Genomic DNA, 19,643 nt, shown 5'->3' with positions numbered 1-19,643 from the left:
ACGCGAACGGAAGGTTGCGCGCTTCCATCCCAAGCATTACCCACATCTCAAGAAGGCAGGAGAGAAGCCCGCGAATTACGCAGATGACACGAATGGAGTCATTACTCATTCGCGTCATCTGCGTAATTCGCGGGCACTTCGCCGCACGGATTTGTGTCACGATATTGCGCGCCGCGGAACGAAATCATCCTTCCAGCCATCCGCAACGCGGGTTTGCCGCGAACGCTTCGACATCCTCATGAGTGTGCGTTTTTTAATTTTTCTCGGGACCCTGCTGCTGCCGATCGTCGAAGTCGCAGCCCAAGTCGAGAAAGTGGAAGTGAATTTCGACTACGTCACCGGCGTCGCGGCGCAACGTGCCAAGGAACCATTTCACAGCCCGCGCGCGGAAATGCCCGATGTCCTGAAGCAGGATAAGTTGAACTACGATGCGTATCGCAAAATTCGATTCAAGAAGGACCGCGATTTCTGGCTCGGCGACAAACTTCCCTTTCACGCCGAATTCTTTCACCCCGGCTACATCTATCAGGAGCCGGTCAAGATTTACGAATTCACGAAAGGATTCGTGCAACGCATTCGCTTCGTGCGCGACTGGTTCGATTACGGAAACCTGAAGATCGAAAATCAAATTCCCGCGGACACCGGTTACGCCGGCTTCAAGATGTTCCATCCGATCAACAAGCCCGGCGAGTTCGACGAAATTGCCTCGTTTCTTGGCGCGAGCTATTTTCGTATGCTCGGCAAGGATCAACACTACGGCGCCTCCGCCCGCGGTCTCGCCCTCGACTGCGGCGAACCGGATCGTCCGGAGGAATTTCCGATCTTCACCGATTTCTGGCTCGGCAAGCCAGCGCCCACGGACAAAAGCCTGCTCGTTTACGCCGTGCTCGACAGCGTAAGTTGCACCGGCGCGTTTCAAATTCGCATCACTCCCGGTGAAACCACGATCGCCGATGTCGACGTGGTGCTCTTTTTTCGCTCGCCGGAAAAAGTGCTCGCGGTCAACAAAGATCGGAAACCGCTGGCTACCATCGGCATCGCGCCGCTGACGAGCATGTTTTGGTTCGGCGAAAACTCCGAGCGCAAGTTCGACGACTATCGCCCCGAAGTGCACGACTCCGATGGCCTGCTCCTCAAGATGGAGAGCGGCGAAACCGTTTGGCGTCCGCTGAACAACGCGTCCGTGATGCGCCACTCGGTTTTTGCCGCCCACAATATCCGCGGCTTCGGCCTCCTGCAGCGCGATCGCGATTACTCACACTACGAGGAACTCTTCAATCTCTACCACGAGGTCCCCAGCATCTGGATCAAACCGAAAGGCGATTGGGGAGACGGTGAGGTCCATCTGGTCGAGTTGCCGACCCACTACGAAGGCCTGGATAACATCGTTGCCTTTTGGAATCCCAAGGTGAAGCCCGCGCCCCTGGAACCATTCCGCCTTGGCTATCAGTTGCTTTGGACGCGAGAAACGGATTTTCAGCTTTCAGAAAACGAGGTCGTCGCCACCCGCATCGGCCTCGACAACAACGACCAGACGAAACGCCAGGTGCATCTCGATTTCTCCGGCCCGGCACTCGATGCGATTCCCGAAAAGGAACCGCCGACCGCCGTGGTGAATTGCTCCGCGAACGCCAAGATTTACGAGACACAGGTCATTCCCAATCCCTTCACCCACACCTGGCGCGTGATCCTGAAATTCGAGCCAAAGGCCGGGAACAAGGATCCGGTGGACTTGCGCTGCACGCTGCAACGCGCCGGCATGCCGGTGAGCGAGACGTGGGCCTTTCTGTGGAGTCCGCCATGAATGCCGCCGCCGCTCAACCTGGCATGATCGCCGGCCATCCGCTGGAAGACTGGAACTCCGCCTACGCTGTGGTCGACCGCTATCTGGAAGCGTTGCGTGTGCGCAATCGGCTGCTGCGCGGACAACTCGTCTCGCAGATTCTCGATCGCGCCATCCAGCGAGCAGGGGTGGAGTCACAGTCCTCGACGGTCGCGCTCGCCTGCGAGGAATTGGACCGACTGGTTACCGAATGGTTTGCCGCGGTGCTCGATGAACCACTCTCCCCCGGCAATAACTTGCTCTCGAGCCGCGGCCGTCTCGCCCTGCTCCTCGCGGATATGCCGGGCAAATGGCAGGACCAATTTTTGCGGCCCGCTCCCTGGCCGGAAGAATTCGTGCGCGCCATGCGCGAAAGCTTCTTCCGCGCCGGACCCGATTTCCAATTCTCACAGATGAATCCGCGCCCGATCGACCTCGGCCCGATCACCACCCTTACGAACCTGGGCAATATCCCCTACTTCCGCATGCTCATCGCGTGGCTCGGGTTTGGACTGCTGCTGGTCATCGTCTTCCGCATGACTCACTGACCATGAACCCGGAGACTCCATTGTCACCGCCAAGTGCTCTTTTTTCGTTCTCGCCCGTCGCCGAGAGGACGGCGCCACGCGCGGGGACCGCGCGCGTCTTCGTCTTCTACTCCTTCGCCGTTCTTCTCACGAGTATCGGTGCGGTGCTCTTTGCCGATCTGCTTTGGCGCGTCGGTTGGTCACCCGCGCGCATCGTACTGCTCGTGCTCTTCACGATTCTGCTGTTCCTTTCCTCCATCGGTTGTGTGCACGGCATTTATGGCTTCGTGCTTCGGCGCGTTGGAGACCGCCATAACATCACCGCCTCGCCGGCCTATCGGAATCGGAGCATCGCCGACACGAGTACCGCGCTCGTTTTTCCCGTCTATGATGAAGACCCTCATCGCGTCTGCGAAAGCTTGCGCTCAGTCTACGAGGCGATCACCGCCACCGGCGAACTGGAGCGCTTCGACTTTTTCATCCTCAGCGATTCGCGCCAGTTGGCCACGTGGATTGAAGAAGAGGAATGCTGGTTCGCCCTCACCCGGCAACTGAATGCCTTCGGCCGCATCTTCTATCGTCGGCGGGCAGAGAACGTTGGCCGCAAGAGTGGCAACATTCGTGATTTTCTCAAGGCGTGGGGACGGCGCTATCGCTACTTCATCGTCTTCGATGCCGACAGCGTAATGAGCGGCACGACCGTGCTCGATCTGGTGCGACTCATGGAGACGCATCCCACCGTCGGGCTCATCCAGACCGCGCCTCGCATCGTCAATGCGCATTCGGCCTTCGCCCGGTTCCAGCAATTCGCGAATCGCCTCTACGGTCCGATCTTCAACGCCGCGCTCGGTTACTGGATGCAAGACGGCGGCAATTACTGGGGCCATAATGCGATCATCCGCACCGAGCCTTTCATGCAACTCTGCGATCTCCCCGAGTTACCCGGACGCAAGCCCTTCGGCGGACAGATTCTCAGTCATGATTTCGTGGAAGCGGCGCTGCTGCGAAAGGAAAACTGGGAAGTGTGGTTCGCCAGCGATCTCGTCGGCAGCTATGAGGAAAATCCCCCGGGGATCATCGAAAACGCGCAACGCGACCGGCGCTGGTCCCAAGGGAATCTACAGCACTTCATGGTGCTCTTTGCCCGTGGCCTGCGCGGGGTGAGTCGCATGCATCTTTCCCTCGGCATTCTCGGCTATCTCGCCGGGCCGCTCTGGCTCCTCTTCCTCATCACTTCCACCTATCTCATCTGGTTTCGCAAGGATACGGGACTCTCCACGGTCGTCGTGGCCGCTTTCACGCCATACTTGCATCTCGATGCCGCGCATCATGCCCTGCTCGTCTTCCTTTTTTGCATGGTCACGCTGCTCCTGCCGAAATTCCTCAGCGTGCTCGATCTGGTCTGCGACCGTGAACGGCGGCGCGCTTTCGGAGGGCTGATCCGCGCCACGAGCAGCGCCTTCATCGAAACAATCTTCTCCACGCTGCACGCGCCGATCCAGATGCTCTTTCACACGAGATTCGTCGCGGCGACTTTGCTGGGCCTGGAGGTGCGCTGGAATACCCAGCAACGCGCTGCGAGTGGGACCTCATGGTCGGATGCGTGGCGTCAGCACTGGCGACACACCCTCATCGGCTTGGGTTGGAGCGCCTTCATTTTATGGATCGATCCCGCGGTGTTCTGGTGGTTCCTGCCCATCAGCCTCGGCTTAATGCTGTCGATTCCTCTTTCCGTCTTGACCGGTTCGGATCGCCTCGGCTGCGCACTACGTCGCGCGGGTCTCCTACTCACCCCGGAGGAAACAATGCCGACTCCGCAACTCGTGCAGATGCGGGCAAGACTCGAAGGGAAGCAGCGCAGATTCGCGGGCGGCGATGAGGCGTTGCTGGCCGCCATTCGCGATCCCTATCTCAATGCCATCCATGTCTCGCTCCTGCGCGAAGAAAAGCTTTCTCCGCAGAAGCTCAACGGTGAGGGCGGAACGCTCACCCGCAAGCTGCTGGACAAAGGCCCTGCAAGTTTGAGCGCGGCTGAGCGGCTGCAACTGGCGTCCGACCCCGAGGCCATGGCCTGGCTGCATCGGGAATACTGGCTGCGCGGCGAGGCCGTGGAGGTTTGAGTACGCCCAAGGTCATCATCATCGGCGCTGGGCCCGCCGGATGGGCCTCCGCGGGGCTATTTGCACCAGAGCGGTTTGGAAGTGTTCCTTCTCGAAGCACGCGACCGCATTGGTGGGCGGATTTACACCACGCGTGCCGCGTCGTACGACGCGCCGTTGGAATTGGGCGGCAAATGATATCCTGCGCGCCCGCTAATCGCGTTGCTCTCAGTGTCGTTCGCTCTTCCCGAAAGCCTCCAGCGCCAGCGGCACCGTCGTGAGCAGTCCGATCGCGGTGAGGATCGTGCCGGCCGTTTCGCGCTGCTGGTCGCTCAATCGTTTGGCCAGCAACAACGCCAAACCGGCGCCGAGCATGCCACGCGTTGCCGCGATCAGGATCAATTCGGGAAAGGTCAGGGTCGTGGTTCTCATAGTGTACGAAAATGGTTAAAAACAGTGACACCTACCGATTCTTCGCTCCGACAAAGCGAAATGGCCTTACGCCGGTGCCGTCGACCACCGTCAACGCACACTCGTCGCTGTGGTGAGGAGCGATAAACAAGTGATGTTCTTCCCTCGGTCCAACGCGTTGTCCCTCCTCCTCAGTGTCTGCCTGGTCACCACCGTCCTCTACCTTGGCCGCCCCTTCCTCATGCCCCTGGCGCTAGCTGTCCTTCTGGCATTCCTGCTCGCGCCATTAACCGCCCGGGTCGAGTCCCTCGGATGCGGGCGCGGTCCCGCGGTGGGGGTCGTCACCATCATCTCCTTCACCGTTCTCGCGTCAGTGCTTTACGTGGTCGGCGCGCAAGCCGTCGATCTGGCCAAATCGCTCCCCGGCTATCACGACAATCTCCAACAGAAAGTCTTCGCGCCGCTGGGCAAACTCACCTCGGCCTTCTCTGCCTACACGCGCAGCGTCCATCCCGCCAAGCCGTCCGACATCACCAGTGAAGCCGCCCAACTGGATTTGCCGACCAGCAATGTCAATCTCCTGAGCGTGGCCAAGGAACTCGCCGGCCCGTTGCTTTCGCCGATCGGCACCGCCGGCATGGTGGCAGTTTACGTCATCTTCTTCCTCTATGACCGGCAGAGCCTGCGCGATCGTTTCATTCACCTGGTGAGTCACGGCCGCCTCCATCTTGCCACCCAGGCGCTCGACGACGCGGCCGACCGTGTGAGCCGCTATCTCGCCGCGCAGTTACTCATCAATGCCACCTACGGCATCCCCGTCGGCGTCGGGCTCTATTTCATCGGCATCCCGAATGCCCCTTTGTGGGGAGTGTTGGCGATCATCCTTCGTTTTCTGCCCTATCTGGGCATCTGGATCGTGGCCGCATTTCCCTTCGTGCTTTCGTTCGCCATCTCTCCTGGATGGGCGCAACCGGTTGAGGTCGTCGCCCTTTTTATCGGAGTGGAACTCTTCACCGCGAATGTCATGGAACCCTGGCTTTACGGGGCGAGCACCGGGCTCTCCGCCAGCGCCATCGTCGTGTCCGCGATTTTCTGGACCTGGCTGTGGGGCGCGGGCGGCTTGCTTCTCGCCACTCCGCTCACCGTTTGCCTGGTCGTGATGGGCAAACACTTGCCAGCCCTAGCTTTCCTGCACGTCCTGCTGGGCAAGGAACCGCCGATCGATCCGGCAAATCGCTTTTACCAGCGCTTGCTGGCCGATGATCGCGATGAACTCGAGGAAACGATCAGCGATTATCACGAAAAGGGCGCGACCGTGGAACTCTTCGACGAAGTCGTCCTGCCGGCACTCAAGCTCGCCGAATACGACCGTGTCACGGGGGATCTTTCCAAGGAAGAACATCGGGATCTTTACGAAAGTCTGCGCGAGGCGCTTTCAAGCCTGGAAAACTTTCCACCACAGGATGAATCGACGGTGCATTCGGTCGTCATCGTGCCGGCGCGGCGCAAGGCGGATGCCCTGGCCGGCGCCATGCTGGCGTATGTCCTGCGCAGCAAGGGCATCGATTGCACCTGGCTCTCCGAGCGAGTGCTCAATAGCGAAATCATCTCGCGAGTGGCCGATCGGACCGAAGTCACGCTCTGCGTCTCCGCCATGACAGCGGTCGGCGCGCGCGCCGCGGCCTCGCTCTTCAAACTCATCGGGGATAACACCAGCGGATTGAAAATCCTGGGCTACTGGCACGGGGATCCCGTGGAGTCCGAAAGCAATCCACCACCCTCCCAAGTGGAAACCGTGACCAGCTTCGAGGCCGCCATCCGGCTCATCTCGGCCACAGCATCGGATACGAAGCGCACGTCGGTCTCCGCCTGACATCCTCTCTTGCTGGCGGCCACTTTGGATCAAGTGATGCTGGAGCGTCCCGCCGCCGGCGTCCAGCACCTGTGCGCCGATGCTGGCTCCAAAGGGGAACCCGTCCGCGAGGCGGTCCAAGCCCGCGGTGACCTGCCTCACGTCAAACAGCGCAAAGAGGAGGCGGCCGCCATCTGCTCCCGCCCTGCGGGACCATCTGCCATCTGCGATTTGCCATTCGCCCCCGCTCCGCGGGATCATTCGGCATTCGCCACTAAGCACTAAGCACTCCCCCACTTCTCCCCCGTCACCTCCCCCTCCTCCACGACTCCCACGCACAGGTAACAATCTCCCGCGGCGCAGGGCCTTCTTTCCGCATCATCGTTACGAAAGTGAATGTCCGCTTATATGATTAATAGACCTCGGGAAGCGTTCCGGCTCGTAGTCTAGCGTGCCAACTTAGGGCGATACCCGTCTGGGCGAGTGTTTTCGGGCGGGTTTTCTTGTGTGAGATCCGGAATGTCGGTGGGAAAACGCATCTCCTCGACGAAGAGCGCCCAATTATCAGCGGCCAGGCTGCGAAGAATTCCTATCTTCCGCCGTCGGAATTCGACCAATCGCGGATCATCCAGTTCCAGTGTTTCAATGATCATCTCGCCGTCGGCGTTGAGTGCCTCGACGTTGCCGTCTCCTTTGAAGCGAAGGCATTGGGCCAACGCGACGTGGCAAGGATCGGGGAGGCGACTCGCCCTCTTGAGGTTGTTGCACGAAGGACAGAGGTAAATGAGGTTGTCGTAGTCGGCTTTAAGGTCTGGCCGGATTTTCCGGGCGACGAAGTGGTCGATTTGAAATCCACGGCGCATGTCGACCCATTGTTCCCGCATGAGACAGTAGACGCACCGAAAGCAGAATTCGTCCCGGAGCCATTGGCGATAACGGCCGTAGTCCTTCCAGCCCTTGGGGCCGTGCCGGCGGGCGTGCGGTCCATCGGGAAAGACGTACGGTTGCGGAATCACTCGCCTCGCCATAGGCCTCTTCGCCGCAAGTCGTTCTCTTGTTCCTCGAGTTCACGCATCGGCAGTGGCATGACGAGCGCGGATTTCGCTCGTGCCAGACGTTTCAGGTTCGCGAGCTCGGTTGTTTCTTCACCAGTCAATTTGCCACCGCGCTTTCGATCGATGAGAGCGAGGCGCCTCGCATTGATCGTCTCCCAATCGGCGATGATGGCCAGATAGTCTGCCAGCGAGAGCGGAACATTGAAGCCCTCCGGGAAATATCGATCCTGATCAAATGGCACACCGACGCGTTTACAGCCGGCGAAATAGTCGAGGAGCTTGCGCTCCAATTCGACCGGCAGTGCATAGAGCTTCAAAACTTCGGCATCCATACGCCAGTGAAGAATTTTCAGCGCCTCACGCTGCGCGGCTCGATCTTCGTCGGAAGCGAGGACCAGATTGTTTTCGAAATCGTGGACAGCGGAGAGATAGGCGTCAACGGCGGCGCTAAGCGCCCTATCTCCCTCAGATCGATCAACGAATAAGACCGAAGGCACAGGCATGCCCGCGCCAAGTTCCTGTAAGGATGTCTCGCTTAGTCGAATGTGTATGAGCAAATGCAGCAGCAAATGTTGAATTAATTAAGGCCCACAGATTCTTAAGGTGATACCCCCCTCCATTCGGGCGCATCAATGTGAACCTTGTAGTAGCCGGCCTACCTATCAAATCAATCATGGCCTTGACGCACCATGGCCCCCGTTGGACAGGAGCCTCGTTCAAGAGCACTTGCGGCACTCCGGTAGTGTTTCCTGCACGCGGGCGGAGAATGATCTCTTCCGCCATGTTAAGATACGTTGTCGGCGGCAGTTGATGTGACATAACGTCGTCACCCAAGTTTTCGAAACCCTTTACGAAACCTTCCTTTGGTGTGGGTGAAGTCCTCTTCTGTCCCTTGGGAAAACCTGGTTGATCTTCGCCGATGAAGCTAAATCCCTGGCCGATTTCGACGAAGTCTTCCAATTTTGGCAACTGCGCGCATGAAGCCCAAACTTCTTCCAAGTCTGGCACACGGAAATCACACGATTCGCTTTCGGCAAACCGTGACATCGGAACGGTGATCTCGCCAGTCACAGCGTAGGAGGAACGAAAAGCTGTAGCTTCACCTTCCCTGACTCGACGATAACGTACTAGCTTCTTACCGCCCGATGCATCGCCGACTTTCCGACCGATCAAAATGCCCGACTCGACGTCCGCAAAGTTAAACATCTTGTCCGGGAAGAGGCAGATTTCTTCAAACTCCGCTTTATCCGTGAGCATTCGCCGAAATGCCGTCGCGTCCGAGCTGTGTAACAGATTCTGCGGAACTACCACGCCAAAAACCCCTCCGGATGGCAGAGCGGAAATTGCGCGATGAAGAATCTCGGCAGCTTGGCTGACGAACTGTGGTGCACGAAACTGCCGGGTGTAAGCATCGCGCCGAGCAGGCTCGATTTTTTCGAAAGGTGGGTTCGCCAGGAGGATTCGTGAACCAGATGCCGCGGACTCCAGCAGATCGGACGCAAAGGCGTCATCCTGTTTCAGCTTCCACCCATTCGGATTGGGAATGTCGGTGAGGGTGAGAGACAGCCGCGCGATTTCGAGGGCGAAGGAATCCACGTCGGAGCCCTGGATTCGTTCCCGCAGATAGGCACGACGATGGGGCGGTGTCGCTTGCTCCGTCGGGAGCAAACTCGTCAGCAATCTCACCGCGGCCACGAGGAAGCCGGCGTGGCCGCAGGCCGGCTCGTAAACATAACGTTGGTCCGATGGTATCTCTTCAATCCACGGGGAAAGCCGCCCCACGATGTAGTCGACGAGATAAGCCGGCGTGCTGTGCGTGCCGAGTTCTTTGCGCACCTCACGGCTGATTAGCGTGTTCTCGTAGACGTAGGCCAGGGCTTCCGTGGTGGCGAGACGGAGGTCGGCACGCTGAGCAATGTTATTGGCCGCGTATTGCAGAGCCTGGCGCTTTTTCTGGGACGTAATGATGGACTCCGCTGATTGCCCGTAATGACGCGCAACGCGCTCGAAGACCTGGTCGACATCACCAAAATCGAGCCGGATGAATCCATCCACGCTCTTGTCGTGAAGCATTTTGGCCCCGAGCAGCCAGAAGACAGCTCGGACGAGCCACTGGCCCTGTTCCGCACTGAGATCTTTTGGCCAGCCCAAAAGTCCGCGAAGGGCAGCGACTTGCTCAAGCAACAAGCGTTCGATGACTTCACCCGCTTCCTTTTCCACCATCGGCATGAGCCCGAGGTCGACGAATTCGCGCTGATAGGTGGCCTCGAACCGGCCGATGGTCTTCGCCCGATAGATGGTTCCAGGCTCAAAGTCTTTTCGATGTTCGCGAAAAAAACCTTCGAGGTGAGTGGCTGGAACACGGAGGTATTCGCGTTGATCGGATGGCCCCTGCTTCCACCAGAGGAGCTCGTTCTGCTGACAGAGCAGCGTGATCGGCGCGCCGGTGACACGACACGCCGCGGCATCCTCCGCCGGCGAAGTCGTTACATCCATGGCGATCACGCAGGCGGAACGACTGTCAAACGGTCGCTGGGAAAAGCCAGCGATAGCCGCATTGCGGCCTCCTATCGCAAGATTGGGGAGTACCTTATCCTCCGTGTAGCCGCATTCCTCCAGCCACGGCTGGAGGGATTTTGCACTGAATGGATGCTTTTGCGAAGGCACGGCGGGATTATTTCAACGGCACGTTGTAGTGACTTGTAGTGCTCTACGGAAAGAAAAAGGCCACGCCTCGGCCACAACGCGGGCTCGGTCAAAACGCAAAGGTTCGGTTTTCATTGGGAAGTCAGCTTCGATTCGCTCGACGCACCAGCCCGCGGAATACACCAGCCACGCCGCGCCATTCGTGGCTGGAAACAATGATGTCGTCGTACTCTGGATTGCTGGCTTTCAGCCGCACCTGATCCTTTTCGACAAAAACGTGCTTCAGCGTTCCTTCATAATCGTCCCTGGCATGGACGGCGGCAATTTCCCCCTGATCACAATGAATATCGGGCCGCAGCAGAGCGTAATCCCCGGGGAGAATTCCATCTCCGATCATGGAATCGCCTTTCACGCGCAGGAGAAAATCGCCCGCTCTCCATGACAGCAGGTTCTCATCCTCCATGATCTCCACGGGTTCAGCGAGGGTAGCCGCGAGAGGACCGGCCGGTATCTCTCCCAAGACCGGAAGCCCCCCGCTGCCCACCGCCAGCCGTCCTTTCGGTGTCAGCTTTACCAGCCGAGGCCGTCCTTTCGCGCCACCGCCGAGAATTTCGACAAACCCATTCCGCTTCATCCGCTGAAGAGTTTCCATGAGACCACTCGGCGTGGAGTACCTCGATGCGCGCGCGAGTTCCGGCACAAAAGCGGGCTTTCCTTCACGCTCCCAAGTCGCAAGCACTCGTGCCACCCGCAGTTGTGGGGCGGTCAGGCGCGTCTGAAGCTTTGGAGCCATATACCGTTTAATTACACGGTATATTGCGATAAGACTAGATTTATTTGCGCCGTGACCACCAGCCGCCCATCTCCATTCCTTTCGCGTGCCTCGGCGCACGGCATAGCATCGTTCGTGCGCACACTCCTCCCGTCCCCATTCCTCCGCCATCCCCTCCAAACAATCATCCGTCCCCGTCCGCGCGTACCGACGCGGGTGCAACCGAAGCCGCCGCGTGCATTCCCACGCGATCTCCGTGCAAACCCCCGTCACCTCCCCCTCCTCCACGACTCCCACGCACAGGTCACAATCTCCCCGTGCTCCGTAATCCGCGACAACGCCGAGTCACCGATCGATTGCCGAAAAGCCTGCTCCGTCTCGTTCGAGATCAGCAGCGTGTCCAGACGGTTCGAGTATCGCCGATCCAGGATATCCGTCAGCACCCGCATCTTCAGCCGCTGATCTTCGCACTCGTGCAGCTCATCGATGCACAGCAGTGACTCCCGGCACAGCTCCTCCCGCTGCAGCATCAGCTTCTCCGTCTCGATCGATCCGAAATCCGCGTAGAGCGGTTTGAACGTCGCGATGAGATCCGTCAGCTTCGCGTAGCGCCCCATGCGCAGCGGCGCCTTCGCCGGCCGGTCCACCGGCTGTCGTTCGTAATACGAAAGCCAAAGATCGATCCGCTCGCGGCAAAGCTGCGCGGCGATGAACGTCTTGCCCACCCCGCGCTCTCCCACCAGCGCGATGATCGAGCCCACTTCCGCAAACTTCCCCCGGCAAAACTGGAAGGTCGCTTCCTGCGGCGCGCAGTTCCACGCTCCCACATCCACTCGATACCTCGCCGGAAATCCAATCGCCCCCATGCGCGGCGCGATCATCGATTCAAACCGGCTCCGCTTCGCCTGCTCCGGCGTCAGCTTCCGCACCCCGGCCAGGATGCGTGAAAACGCCGCTTCAATCCCGTCGAAAGCATTCGGCACCTCCCGCTCGACCACCGGCGCCGCAGCCTCTCCCGCAACCCACCGTTCATCCCGCCGAAGCGCCGCTTCCGCATGGAGCGCCGCACCACTTTGGTGCGACGCCGCTGTCTTGGTAAGTTCAGTTTTCATTCAATCGCATCCGTCAGTGGGTTCCAGCCTTTCGGCCCGCCCGTGGTCAGGCGGAAAGTCTTCTCATCATGACCACCCGTCGGTTTCGGCTCATCCTCCCAACGCTTCTGACTTAGAAACGTCGTCGGGTGCGGAATGAACTGCCCACCATCCCGCCTCCACTGGCCAGTAAGTCGGTATCGTTCCACAGCCGCGATGATCTTCCCCGCGATCGGCGTGCAACCCTGCTTCTTCCAAACCTCCTCCGCTTTGCCCTTCGCCTCCTTGCGCGGATAGGCTCTCCAGAATTTGGCAAACGCTTCTGCCTCGACCGCCCGCGCGTCAGCGCTCGTTCCATTCGGTTCACTTCCATTCGGTTCACTTCCATTCCGTTCAATTCCATTCCGTTCAGTTCCTTTCTTTTCTTTCTTTCCTTCTTGGTCACCTGACTGACAGGCGGGTGGCAGCGGGGTGTCACCCGCCTGACAGTCCGATGCAATCTCCTCAATCCAGCCCACTTCCAAAAGAACCGGGATCGCTTTCTCGAACCACTTCGCGTTCCCCCGAGTCCTCAGCGCCAGCGAAGCCGCATCATACGGCCTCCCGTTCTCGCGCACCAGACTGCCCCGCGACTGACACCGCGACGCCACCTGCAGGATCAAAATCCAGGCGGCGAAAATCTCCGCCCCATCCCGATGCGCCATCACCATGGCAAACCCTTCGCTATCGTGACTGTTAGGAATCGGCACCCAGGCGAGTTTCACCACCGTCTTACTCCGGTTGTTCTCGAAATGCTGGTCCCAGTTTTTGACCCGATACGCCTTCATTTTTCTGAACCTCCATCGATCGCCACACCACTGGCAGCCCGGGTTTTCCGTCGTTCGTCTCTTTTGACATCCTCGATCGACGCTTTGCCTCCCGAGGATGGTAACATCGCCACCACCGCATCCAGCTCATCGCGCGACAGCCAGCGCAACCCGCGCCCCGCCTTCGCCGCCGCCGCCAGCTTCGCCAGCACCTGCGCCTGGAACTGCATCGAAGGCCGGCGCCCCGCCCGCCCCCGCTGCATCCCGCGATGGCTCCCATTGAAATGTCGCGCCAGATCGCGGATCTCCTTCCGCGTCGGCAAACCGTCCCCCAGGACAGATGGTTTATAGCCGGACGACAGCGGTAGTCCGGCAGCCCTAGCAGCTCGTTGATTCATAAAACGCGCGTTTTGAGGAATTTGCCATGGAACGGGACGCTATGTTAGTTACCGGGGGTGGATTTTCCGATGAGCCGCAGGACCTGGGTGATGCCGTGGATGCGGCCGCTGTGGAAGCCGTCGCGCTTGGCTTTCATAATGCGGGCGGTGGATTCCTGGCGCTCGGCGTTGCTGCCGGCGAGTTCGCCGGCTTCGTGGCCGTGGCTTTTGCCGAGGAGATAGCCGATGGCCGCGCTGGCCATGGCGACGAGGAGGAGGAAGGCGCCCGCCGCTGAGAGGTCGTTGATTTGGGAGAGGGTCATCGGGGGAGGCAGTTGAGGGCGGCCTGGTAATCGCGCTGGCCGATTTCAAGATAGGCGCGGGCGGAACCAAGCTGCCCTTGGTTCAGGGCGTCCATGGCGCGGCGCATCCGCTGGGCGAAGGCGCCGAGATGTGCCTTGGCTACTTCGGCGGTTTCGTGAGTGGCGCGCCGCTGGTGCTCGAGGCGCAAGAGGAAGGCGGCGTGGTCGGGCGCGAAACCGCGCTCGGCGATGGCTTGCATGGCTTGGGTTCGGTGAGGAGAGAGGATGCCCATGGTGAGTGGATGAGTGCTTAGTTTGGGGAGTGCTTAGTTCGGCGGAGTGCTTAGTCTTGTAAGTGATTAGTTTTCGTTGGTCTCCGTTGCGTTACTGGCTGCGTTACTGATTACTGGTTACTGGTTACTGGTCACTCGCTGAGTTATTGGTTGAGGAGGCGGGTGGCTTCGTTCTTGTCGGAGGATTTGGCCCGGGCATAGAGGTGCTCGAAGGCGTCGCAGGTGCAGAGGGCCCGCTCGAGGGCGTGGATGAGGGTGCGGCTGTTGATCGGCGCGGCGGAGGTGGCCTTGAGCCGGTGGATGAGTTGCGCGCAGTGCGCGGCGAGTTGCTCGACGATTTCGCCGGCGGGCTCGAGGTCGTCGATGTCGGCTTCGAGGCGGAGCGAATGGCCGACTAACATCTTCGCCTCGGCGCTGCTGTAGCCGGCGCCGCAGGCGCGTTCCATCTGGGTGGCGTAGTCGCTCATGCCCGCACCGCCTTCCGCTTGAAGATTTTGAAGCCGACGCCGGCCGGGGCGATGAAGACCAGGCCTTGCTTGGCGCGGTTCCGCACCGCGCGGGCGGTATTGATCAGGATGTCGATCTGGTCGATGTAGAACGGACCGGCCATCGACTTCGACGGCTTCTCGGGTTTGGGGAGGAAATCCACACCAGGGATTTCCGGGACCGGGTTTGATTTGCTCGTGTGTTTGTTCATTTGACGAGCGCAGTGAACCACGGGTTTTTGGGCGGCATTTTCGTTTCCTGACTTCCCCTGACTTCCGCCGGACTTATGGGATACTTCCCCTGACTTTCTCTGATTGACGGGTTCCATTATTCCTCCTCGTCACTGCGCACTTTCGGCACGCGATCGTGATGCTGTTGGAGCCACTGCAGGAGGAGCCCAGGATTCATTTTTCGACCGACGACGGGAGCGCCCATGCCGCGCAATGTCGTCATGACGTTTTCGCCAAACCCGAAGAGTTCGCCGACTTCTTCCGAGGTGAAAAATCGGAACGGGTTGGCCTGCGCTTCGGCGGCCAGCAGCGACATGCGGCTGCGGGCGGCGCCGATTGTTTTTTCCGTGCGTGCCGCCTTACTCATGGGTCCTCCCCGTGGTGGCACGTAAGATCGGGGAAACCCCGACGTGTTGATTGACTTCGCCGCGGCGGGACGCCATAGTCCCCCCAGCGAAAAGTACTCTGTCCAGGAGCATTTTTTTGCTGAATTCTGAAACCCTCGCCGCGCTAACGGCGGGGGTTTCATTTTTTAGAGCATTTGAAATAAATCTGTAGTCGCGGCTAATTTAAACGCAGAGGACGCGGCGCGGCGAAGCTGCAACCAAAAGGGGAGCCACGAACATGCGAAAAGACAGGGAAGGGAAAGTGACCCGCGAATCACCCGAATGACGCGAATGATCTGCCCTCATTCGTGTTATTTGCGTGATTCGCGGGCCAAAAATTCTACGCGTCGTGCGGACATTTTCATGGTTGGCACTGCGGAGAACGCAGAGGGCCGCAGAGGAGGAGCAACCATTCCTCCTTTCCTCTCTCAAAATTCGTGCAGTGCTAACCTGAAAAGTGTCCGCGGCTTGCGGAAATTTCCCGTCCACCAAAATTGGGGAACGCGCAGGAGCGCATCCCTCCGTTTCTCTCTGCGGCCCTCTGCGTTCGCGGCAGACGATCGCGACGGCGGGCGCGGCTTCGACGCCAGCGCCAACGACGGGCGCGTTTTCCGGGAAATGCGCGGCGCCCTTACCGAGGCGAAAGAGGGGCAGCCGTGCGTGCGGACGGAGCTCCGCCAATGGCACCGCGCCGGGCGGAAAAAAAAGAAAAAAGAGCGGCGCGCGGCAGTTGAGCTTCGAGGCGGGTAGTGCTTTCATGAACACATGTTGCCGCACTCCCCTTCCCCTCACAATGCCCGCGCTGTGGGCTTGCTGTGGTCCGCTTTTCAGAGTTATTCACAACGCCCATGAGAAGTACTGCGGAGAAATTCAGGTTGCCCACGGTGTTGAAGGAAATCGTCAAGGCGCGGATCCCCGAGGCCGGTTACGAGACGATGTCCGAGTATGTCCTGGGGCTCATCCGCTACGACTTGCTGACGCGCCGTCCGCATCCCGCCACCGCGGGGATCGCCGACCTGAAGCGCTCCGAGCAGGACAAGATCGACGACGAGATCGTGACGATGTTCGCGAGCAACGAAACGCTCGGCGGGAGCTGGTTCGAAGCGCGGATGAAAGAAGCGGTGGAAGCGGCCGGCAAACCGGAGGTGGATCAACCGCGGGTCATGCGGGAGCTGCTGCTGCGGATCAGCGGGCGGAAGGCGGAGTAGCCGCGAGGCGGGAATGGGAATGGCCACAAAAAGGCACACGATGCGCAAAATGAGCATGTTCCTCGGGCCGGCGTGCGCGACGCTCATTTCGAATTCCAAAATGAACAGCGAAAACATCACGGCTGCACTGCTGGCCGAGCAGCAGTCTTTGGCCCAGCACTCCGATGGGTAAGCAAAAGCCAGTCTCATTCCTCCGGCCTTTCATGTTACTGGCCTGGCTGTTCTTTGACCTCATCACCGTGCTCGAGACTCATTATTGCTATCGGCCAGATTCTCTTCCGAAGAGGATTTTGAGCCCCTGGCATCCTCTGGTCATCGGCCTGACGTTATTTGCGCTTCTCACTTGCGGCGGTTGTCGATTTTGGCTCTCGCGCATGCGGAAGACCGGCTGGGCGCTCATCCCCTATCTCCTGGGGTTGATGTTTACCTGGTTCACGGCCATGTATGGCGTGTTTGTGCTGCCCGAGTATTTTCTCTTTTGCCAGGGTATCGCGGTGGTTTTCTTCTTCGCCTATTTTCCGTTTTTTGTGCGCTTCAAGCAACCGGCGCCGCCTCCACTGCCAGTCTGAATATCGATTCCGCCTCGGCCGAATCGACATTCACCGGAAGCGTGCGTTGACGATTCTTCCCATCGCGGAGCGATCCATGCCTGTAGCCGTGGTCCCGCTCCGGCGGGTCCACGGAAAGCTCTCGCGGGCGGCCTCGGCGCGGGGCGACGTTTGCCTTTTGCCCTTCCGTCGTGGCGGCAAACGTCGCTCCGCGACGCGCACGCTGAACTCCCTTCCGTGGACTAAAGTCCACGGCTACAGGCAAGGATCGCTCCGCGATTTCCATTGGCGTCTCGCTGATTGTTCGGCCGGGTTTACCCCGCCGTGTCGCTTGCCTCTCGTGGGAACCCTCGGGCTGACACCAGCGGTTGGCACCCGTTTTCGACTGCGGCTCCATGCCGCGTGGTTATATACGGCTACATTCATGGGCTTCGCGGGGAGTACGCGGAGAGGAGGCATATAGCTACGCATCGGTTTTGGACCACGAGCTATTGCGGGTCGCGATGGCGATGGCTAGGTTGGAGACATTTAAAACGTGTGAAACCGTTCAAGCTCTCTTGTGACTTCAGGCCCACCTCCAGAGGCACAATCACTTGCGACATCGTCAATCTCGGTGAGGAAGAACTTAGAATAAAAGAAATCCTATTGGTCGTCCGAACCAAGTCGGGATTCGGGATCGAATTGCCTTCCGATTACTGCTGGAGGGAAGGGCCATATCAATTGGCCGTACAAGAGAAAATCCAGGTGAAGTTCAAGGGGACGATCAAGAGCTTCCTCGAAATCAACGAGCAAAGCGACGATGACCCGCTAGCGAGCTTCGCCCTAAAAATTTGTTTCTTCGAGGGCCGAAAAGTGGAATGGCCGGCGATTAGCCTGGATCAGTACGCCCCGAAGAACATCGAAATCGGATTCTAAAGCGAGGCAGTGATCGGCGCCCATTCCCGGCCGTTGACGAAAGCGGCTTGTAGGGAAAAATAGGGGTCATAGGGGGAAATAGGGGTCAGGCGAGAATGGCATTAAGTTAAGGCCCTTTTTGGATTTATCTACTCTGACGGTTGGCCTCAAGATCGGGGAGTTGAGCCGATTCGCGGCTGAACCCCAAGAGCGCACAGTCCCTTGAGCACGAGCCGATCCGGACGAAATGGTAACAGGCGCCGGAAGCTGGAAAAGCCGACGTTCCAACAGAGCAGAGCTCGTCCATCTCAGCCCTTAACTTAATGCCATTCGGGTCAGGCGACATTTTTCGACTGCCAGCAATCCATCCTCACCACCGAGTCAGGTTTAGCAAGCACCAGTCCGTCCCGGAGGGACAATGGGATTTAGCCGGTGTGCAAGCCTGTGGCTTCAAGCGAACAGGAACAGCCACCGGATATCCGTCCCTCCACGAGCCCGCCCTGGAGGGCGGAGGAATTTCCCGCCTGGCGAAGAATTCCAGCGCCGCCTCCGGGGCGCATCCGTGTGGGGGCGTTCCGGGGGTTTCGCTCGCAAGCTCGCTGCACCCCCGGCTAAATTCCTTTGTCCCTCCGGGACAGCCTTCCCCTTCACCGCAGCGATGTTGTCGCCGTCATGGAAGAGATGATTACGGTGATCGGGGGGCCACGCGTAACCCCGCGTTTTCTCCTCGTTACCAAAGTGAGGCTTTGGTAATGCACTCCTTCGGTGAAACTGTGTTTCGGTGGTGGGGCGGCTGGTTTCGCTTTCCAGCCCACGCCCGAATTGGCACTCCCTTTTGCGCCTGGTAGGAATTCAGCCCATGGCCCGGCCGCGATCGCATCGGGGAACCCGATGGCGCATCATCGGATGCTCCCAAGGACTGAGTATTTTCACCACGCCCCGGTGCTGCGGCGGGCCTCGCTGGTGGGCACGATGCCGCTGCGGAGTTTGATCGCCGGATGGCCTGACCAACCGCCCCGCCACCGAAACCGAGTTTCGCCGGAATGGTGCGTTACCAAAGCCCCACTTTGGTAACGAGGGGAAAAAACTCCCCCTCACGAAGCGCCAGATGGTATCCTAATCTCACTTCTCATCGTCTGGCACATTTTCGGGCTTCGTTCGCTTCCGCGGGGCGGTGAGTACCGACGCGGCCATGAGAATCCAGAACACGCCCATGACGACTGCGTAGTGGGGATGACCTTGCCAGCGCAACGAGGTGAACATCCCGACCGCGGTGACCAGGCAGGCAATGACATTGAGTGCTTTCATTTTCTGGCTCTTCGCTGTTTGGAGTGGGTGGCTTACGAACTGCCTATGCTCGCGGTGAAATCATCGCAGTAAGCGCGAAGCGCCCCAAAAAAAGGTCATCCTGAGCGAAGAATTCAAGCGCCGCCTCAGGGGAACGTCCTTGGAGGGACGTGTTCCGGGGGTGTCACTCGCAAGCTCGCTTGGTCCACTAGGCGGCGGAGGGGAATAGAGGGGGTTGGTGGATGGGCGAGCAGGCTAAATTCCTTTGTCCCTCCGGGACAACCTTCCGCTTCACCGCAGCGACTTTGTCGCCGCCATGGAGGAGGTGGGCAATGATCATGTCCGCGAACTTCAATCCAGCAACGCAAGGCGCCTTCCGCGTATGTCACTCGACCTGGAATCGTGGATCGGGATCGGGGGCAACTTGATCGGGGCGTAATCAAGGTCAACTGATCTGGAGAATCGCTTTTCGCCTCGCCACCCCACGATTTGACCGAAGAGTTTGATCAGAAGAGGCGGTCCGACCAGCCGCCCACCCCGAAACCGAGTTC

General features: G+C 59.4%; 23 protein-coding genes. 9 read left to right on the top strand and 14 right to left on the bottom strand.

Going from position 1 to position 19,643, the window contains the following annotated elements:
- Positions 1 to 238: 238 nt before the first annotated feature.
- From CFE428DRAFT_RS31265 to CFE428DRAFT_RS41490, 4 genes are read left to right on the top strand one after another with little or no spacing between them, the layout of a single operon-like run.
- Entirely contained in the window at positions 239 to 1,804 is a 1,566-nt protein-coding gene (locus CFE428DRAFT_RS31265; RefSeq protein WP_006983753.1) for an OpgD/OpgG family glucan biosynthesis protein, read from the top strand.
- Complete coding sequence (locus CFE428DRAFT_RS38115) at positions 1,801 to 2,370, top strand: hypothetical protein (protein ID WP_006983752.1); 570 nt, start codon at positions 1,801 to 1,803, stop codon at positions 2,368 to 2,370. Before CFE428DRAFT_RS31265 ends, CFE428DRAFT_RS38115 begins: the two co-directional genes overlap by 4 nt.
- A gap of 2 nt (positions 2,371 to 2,372) precedes the next feature.
- The gene (gene mdoH, locus CFE428DRAFT_RS31255; RefSeq protein ID WP_006983751.1) at positions 2,373 to 4,469 is read left to right on the top strand and encodes a glucans biosynthesis glucosyltransferase MdoH; all 2,097 of its coding nucleotides are present in this window, start codon (positions 2,373 to 2,375) and stop codon (positions 4,467 to 4,469) included.
- Positions 4,470 to 4,529: 60 nt separating this feature from the next.
- Complete coding sequence (locus CFE428DRAFT_RS41490) at positions 4,530 to 4,646, top strand: FAD-dependent oxidoreductase (RefSeq protein WP_420196907.1); 117 nt, start codon at positions 4,530 to 4,532, stop codon at positions 4,644 to 4,646.
- A gap of 30 nt (positions 4,647 to 4,676) precedes the next feature.
- Here the strand turns inward: CFE428DRAFT_RS41490 and CFE428DRAFT_RS31250 are convergent, their stop codons facing one another.
- Positions 4,677 to 4,880, bottom strand: a complete 204-nt coding sequence (locus tag CFE428DRAFT_RS31250; RefSeq protein WP_006983750.1) for a hypothetical protein — start codon at positions 4,878 to 4,880, stop codon at positions 4,677 to 4,679.
- Between the two features lie 157 nt (positions 4,881 to 5,037).
- Here CFE428DRAFT_RS31250 and CFE428DRAFT_RS31245 point away from each other — a divergent pair, with 157 nt between their 5' ends.
- Positions 5,038 to 6,732: an AI-2E family transporter gene (locus CFE428DRAFT_RS31245; protein WP_049975811.1), complete on the top strand. Its 1,695-nt coding sequence runs from the start codon at positions 5,038 to 5,040 to the stop codon at positions 6,730 to 6,732.
- 425 nt (positions 6,733 to 7,157) lie between these two features.
- Here CFE428DRAFT_RS31245 and CFE428DRAFT_RS31235 read toward each other — a convergent pair whose 3' ends face one another.
- The 12 genes from CFE428DRAFT_RS31235 to CFE428DRAFT_RS31180 form a co-directional block, all read right to left on the bottom strand.
- The gene (locus CFE428DRAFT_RS31235) at positions 7,158 to 7,739 is read right to left on the bottom strand and encodes an HNH endonuclease signature motif containing protein (RefSeq protein ID WP_006983748.1); all 582 of its coding nucleotides are present in this window, start codon (positions 7,737 to 7,739) and stop codon (positions 7,158 to 7,160) included.
- Positions 7,724 to 8,269, bottom strand: a complete 546-nt coding sequence (locus CFE428DRAFT_RS31230; protein WP_006983747.1) for a hypothetical protein — start codon at positions 8,267 to 8,269, stop codon at positions 7,724 to 7,726. The genes CFE428DRAFT_RS31235 and CFE428DRAFT_RS31230 overlap by 16 nt, the downstream gene beginning before the upstream one ends.
- Complete coding sequence (locus CFE428DRAFT_RS31225) at positions 8,241 to 10,433, bottom strand: HsdM family class I SAM-dependent methyltransferase (RefSeq protein ID WP_006983746.1); 2,193 nt, start codon at positions 10,431 to 10,433, stop codon at positions 8,241 to 8,243. Before CFE428DRAFT_RS31225 ends, CFE428DRAFT_RS31230 begins: the two co-directional genes overlap by 29 nt.
- Positions 10,434 to 10,554: 121 nt before the next feature.
- Positions 10,555 to 11,046: a LexA family protein gene (locus CFE428DRAFT_RS38105; protein ID WP_006983745.1), complete on the bottom strand. Its 492-nt coding sequence runs from the start codon at positions 11,044 to 11,046 to the stop codon at positions 10,555 to 10,557.
- Positions 11,047 to 11,453: 407 nt separating this feature from the next.
- The gene (locus CFE428DRAFT_RS31215) at positions 11,454 to 12,296 is read right to left on the bottom strand and encodes a hypothetical protein (RefSeq protein WP_006983744.1); all 843 of its coding nucleotides are present in this window, start codon (positions 12,294 to 12,296) and stop codon (positions 11,454 to 11,456) included.
- A complete protein-coding gene (locus CFE428DRAFT_RS34825; RefSeq protein WP_157447710.1) occupies positions 12,293 to 12,937 on the bottom strand; it encodes a hypothetical protein in 645 nt (214 codons plus the stop codon). Before CFE428DRAFT_RS34825 ends, CFE428DRAFT_RS31215 begins: the two co-directional genes overlap by 4 nt.
- 161 nt (positions 12,938 to 13,098) lie before the next feature.
- Positions 13,099 to 13,311 (bottom strand): hypothetical protein, encoded by a 213-nt coding sequence (locus CFE428DRAFT_RS31205; RefSeq protein WP_006983742.1) that lies wholly within the window; start codon positions 13,309 to 13,311, stop codon positions 13,099 to 13,101.
- A gap of 212 nt (positions 13,312 to 13,523) precedes the next feature.
- On the bottom strand, positions 13,524 to 13,781 hold the full coding sequence (locus tag CFE428DRAFT_RS31200; protein ID WP_006983741.1) for a hypothetical protein: 258 nt from the start codon (positions 13,779 to 13,781) through the stop codon (positions 13,524 to 13,526).
- Complete coding sequence (locus CFE428DRAFT_RS31195; RefSeq protein ID WP_006983740.1) at positions 13,778 to 14,020, bottom strand: hypothetical protein; 243 nt, start codon at positions 14,018 to 14,020, stop codon at positions 13,778 to 13,780. The genes CFE428DRAFT_RS31200 and CFE428DRAFT_RS31195 overlap by 4 nt, the downstream gene beginning before the upstream one ends.
- Positions 14,021 to 14,196: 176 nt before the next feature.
- The gene (locus CFE428DRAFT_RS31190; RefSeq protein WP_006983739.1) at positions 14,197 to 14,520 is read right to left on the bottom strand and encodes a hypothetical protein; all 324 of its coding nucleotides are present in this window, start codon (positions 14,518 to 14,520) and stop codon (positions 14,197 to 14,199) included.
- On the bottom strand, positions 14,517 to 14,702 hold the full coding sequence (locus CFE428DRAFT_RS31185) for a hypothetical protein (RefSeq protein WP_157447709.1): 186 nt from the start codon (positions 14,700 to 14,702) through the stop codon (positions 14,517 to 14,519). Before CFE428DRAFT_RS31185 ends, CFE428DRAFT_RS31190 begins: the two co-directional genes overlap by 4 nt.
- 164 nt (positions 14,703 to 14,866) lie before the next feature.
- Positions 14,867 to 15,136, bottom strand: coding sequence for a hypothetical protein (locus tag CFE428DRAFT_RS31180; RefSeq protein ID WP_006983737.1), 270 nt, complete (start codon positions 15,134 to 15,136; stop codon positions 14,867 to 14,869).
- Between the two features lie 867 nt (positions 15,137 to 16,003).
- On the opposite strand from CFE428DRAFT_RS31180, the gene CFE428DRAFT_RS31170 reads away from it, so the two are divergent.
- From CFE428DRAFT_RS31170 to CFE428DRAFT_RS31160, 4 genes are all read left to right on the top strand, one after another.
- Positions 16,004 to 16,363: a hypothetical protein gene (locus CFE428DRAFT_RS31170; protein ID WP_006983735.1), complete on the top strand. Its 360-nt coding sequence runs from the start codon at positions 16,004 to 16,006 to the stop codon at positions 16,361 to 16,363.
- Positions 16,364 to 16,412: 49 nt separating this feature from the next.
- Positions 16,413 to 16,535, top strand: a complete 123-nt coding sequence (locus tag CFE428DRAFT_RS40700; RefSeq protein ID WP_272941152.1) for a hypothetical protein — start codon at positions 16,413 to 16,415, stop codon at positions 16,533 to 16,535.
- A gap of 31 nt (positions 16,536 to 16,566) precedes the next feature.
- Positions 16,567 to 16,932 carry a hypothetical protein gene (locus CFE428DRAFT_RS31165; protein ID WP_042726193.1) on the top strand — a complete coding sequence of 122 codons (366 nt, stop codon included), beginning with the start codon at positions 16,567 to 16,569 and terminating at the stop codon, positions 16,930 to 16,932.
- 516 nt (positions 16,933 to 17,448) lie between these two features.
- A complete protein-coding gene (locus CFE428DRAFT_RS31160) occupies positions 17,449 to 17,826 on the top strand; it encodes a hypothetical protein (protein WP_006983732.1) in 378 nt (125 codons plus the stop codon).
- A gap of 1,101 nt (positions 17,827 to 18,927) precedes the next feature.
- On the opposite strand, the gene CFE428DRAFT_RS31155 is transcribed toward CFE428DRAFT_RS31160, so the two are convergent.
- Positions 18,928 to 19,113 carry a hypothetical protein gene (locus tag CFE428DRAFT_RS31155; RefSeq protein WP_006983730.1) on the bottom strand — a complete coding sequence of 62 codons (186 nt, stop codon included), beginning with the start codon at positions 19,111 to 19,113 and terminating at the stop codon, positions 18,928 to 18,930.
- Positions 19,114 to 19,643 lie beyond the last annotated feature (530 nt).

Origin of the sequence: Chthoniobacter flavus Ellin428 (assembly GCF_000173075.1) — a bacterium.
Taxonomy (GTDB): Bacteria; Verrucomicrobiota; Verrucomicrobiia; order Chthoniobacterales; family Chthoniobacteraceae; genus Chthoniobacter; species Chthoniobacter flavus.
The sequence above is the reverse complement of the archived record's forward strand: the minus strand, read 5'-3'. Positions and strand labels throughout refer to the sequence as shown.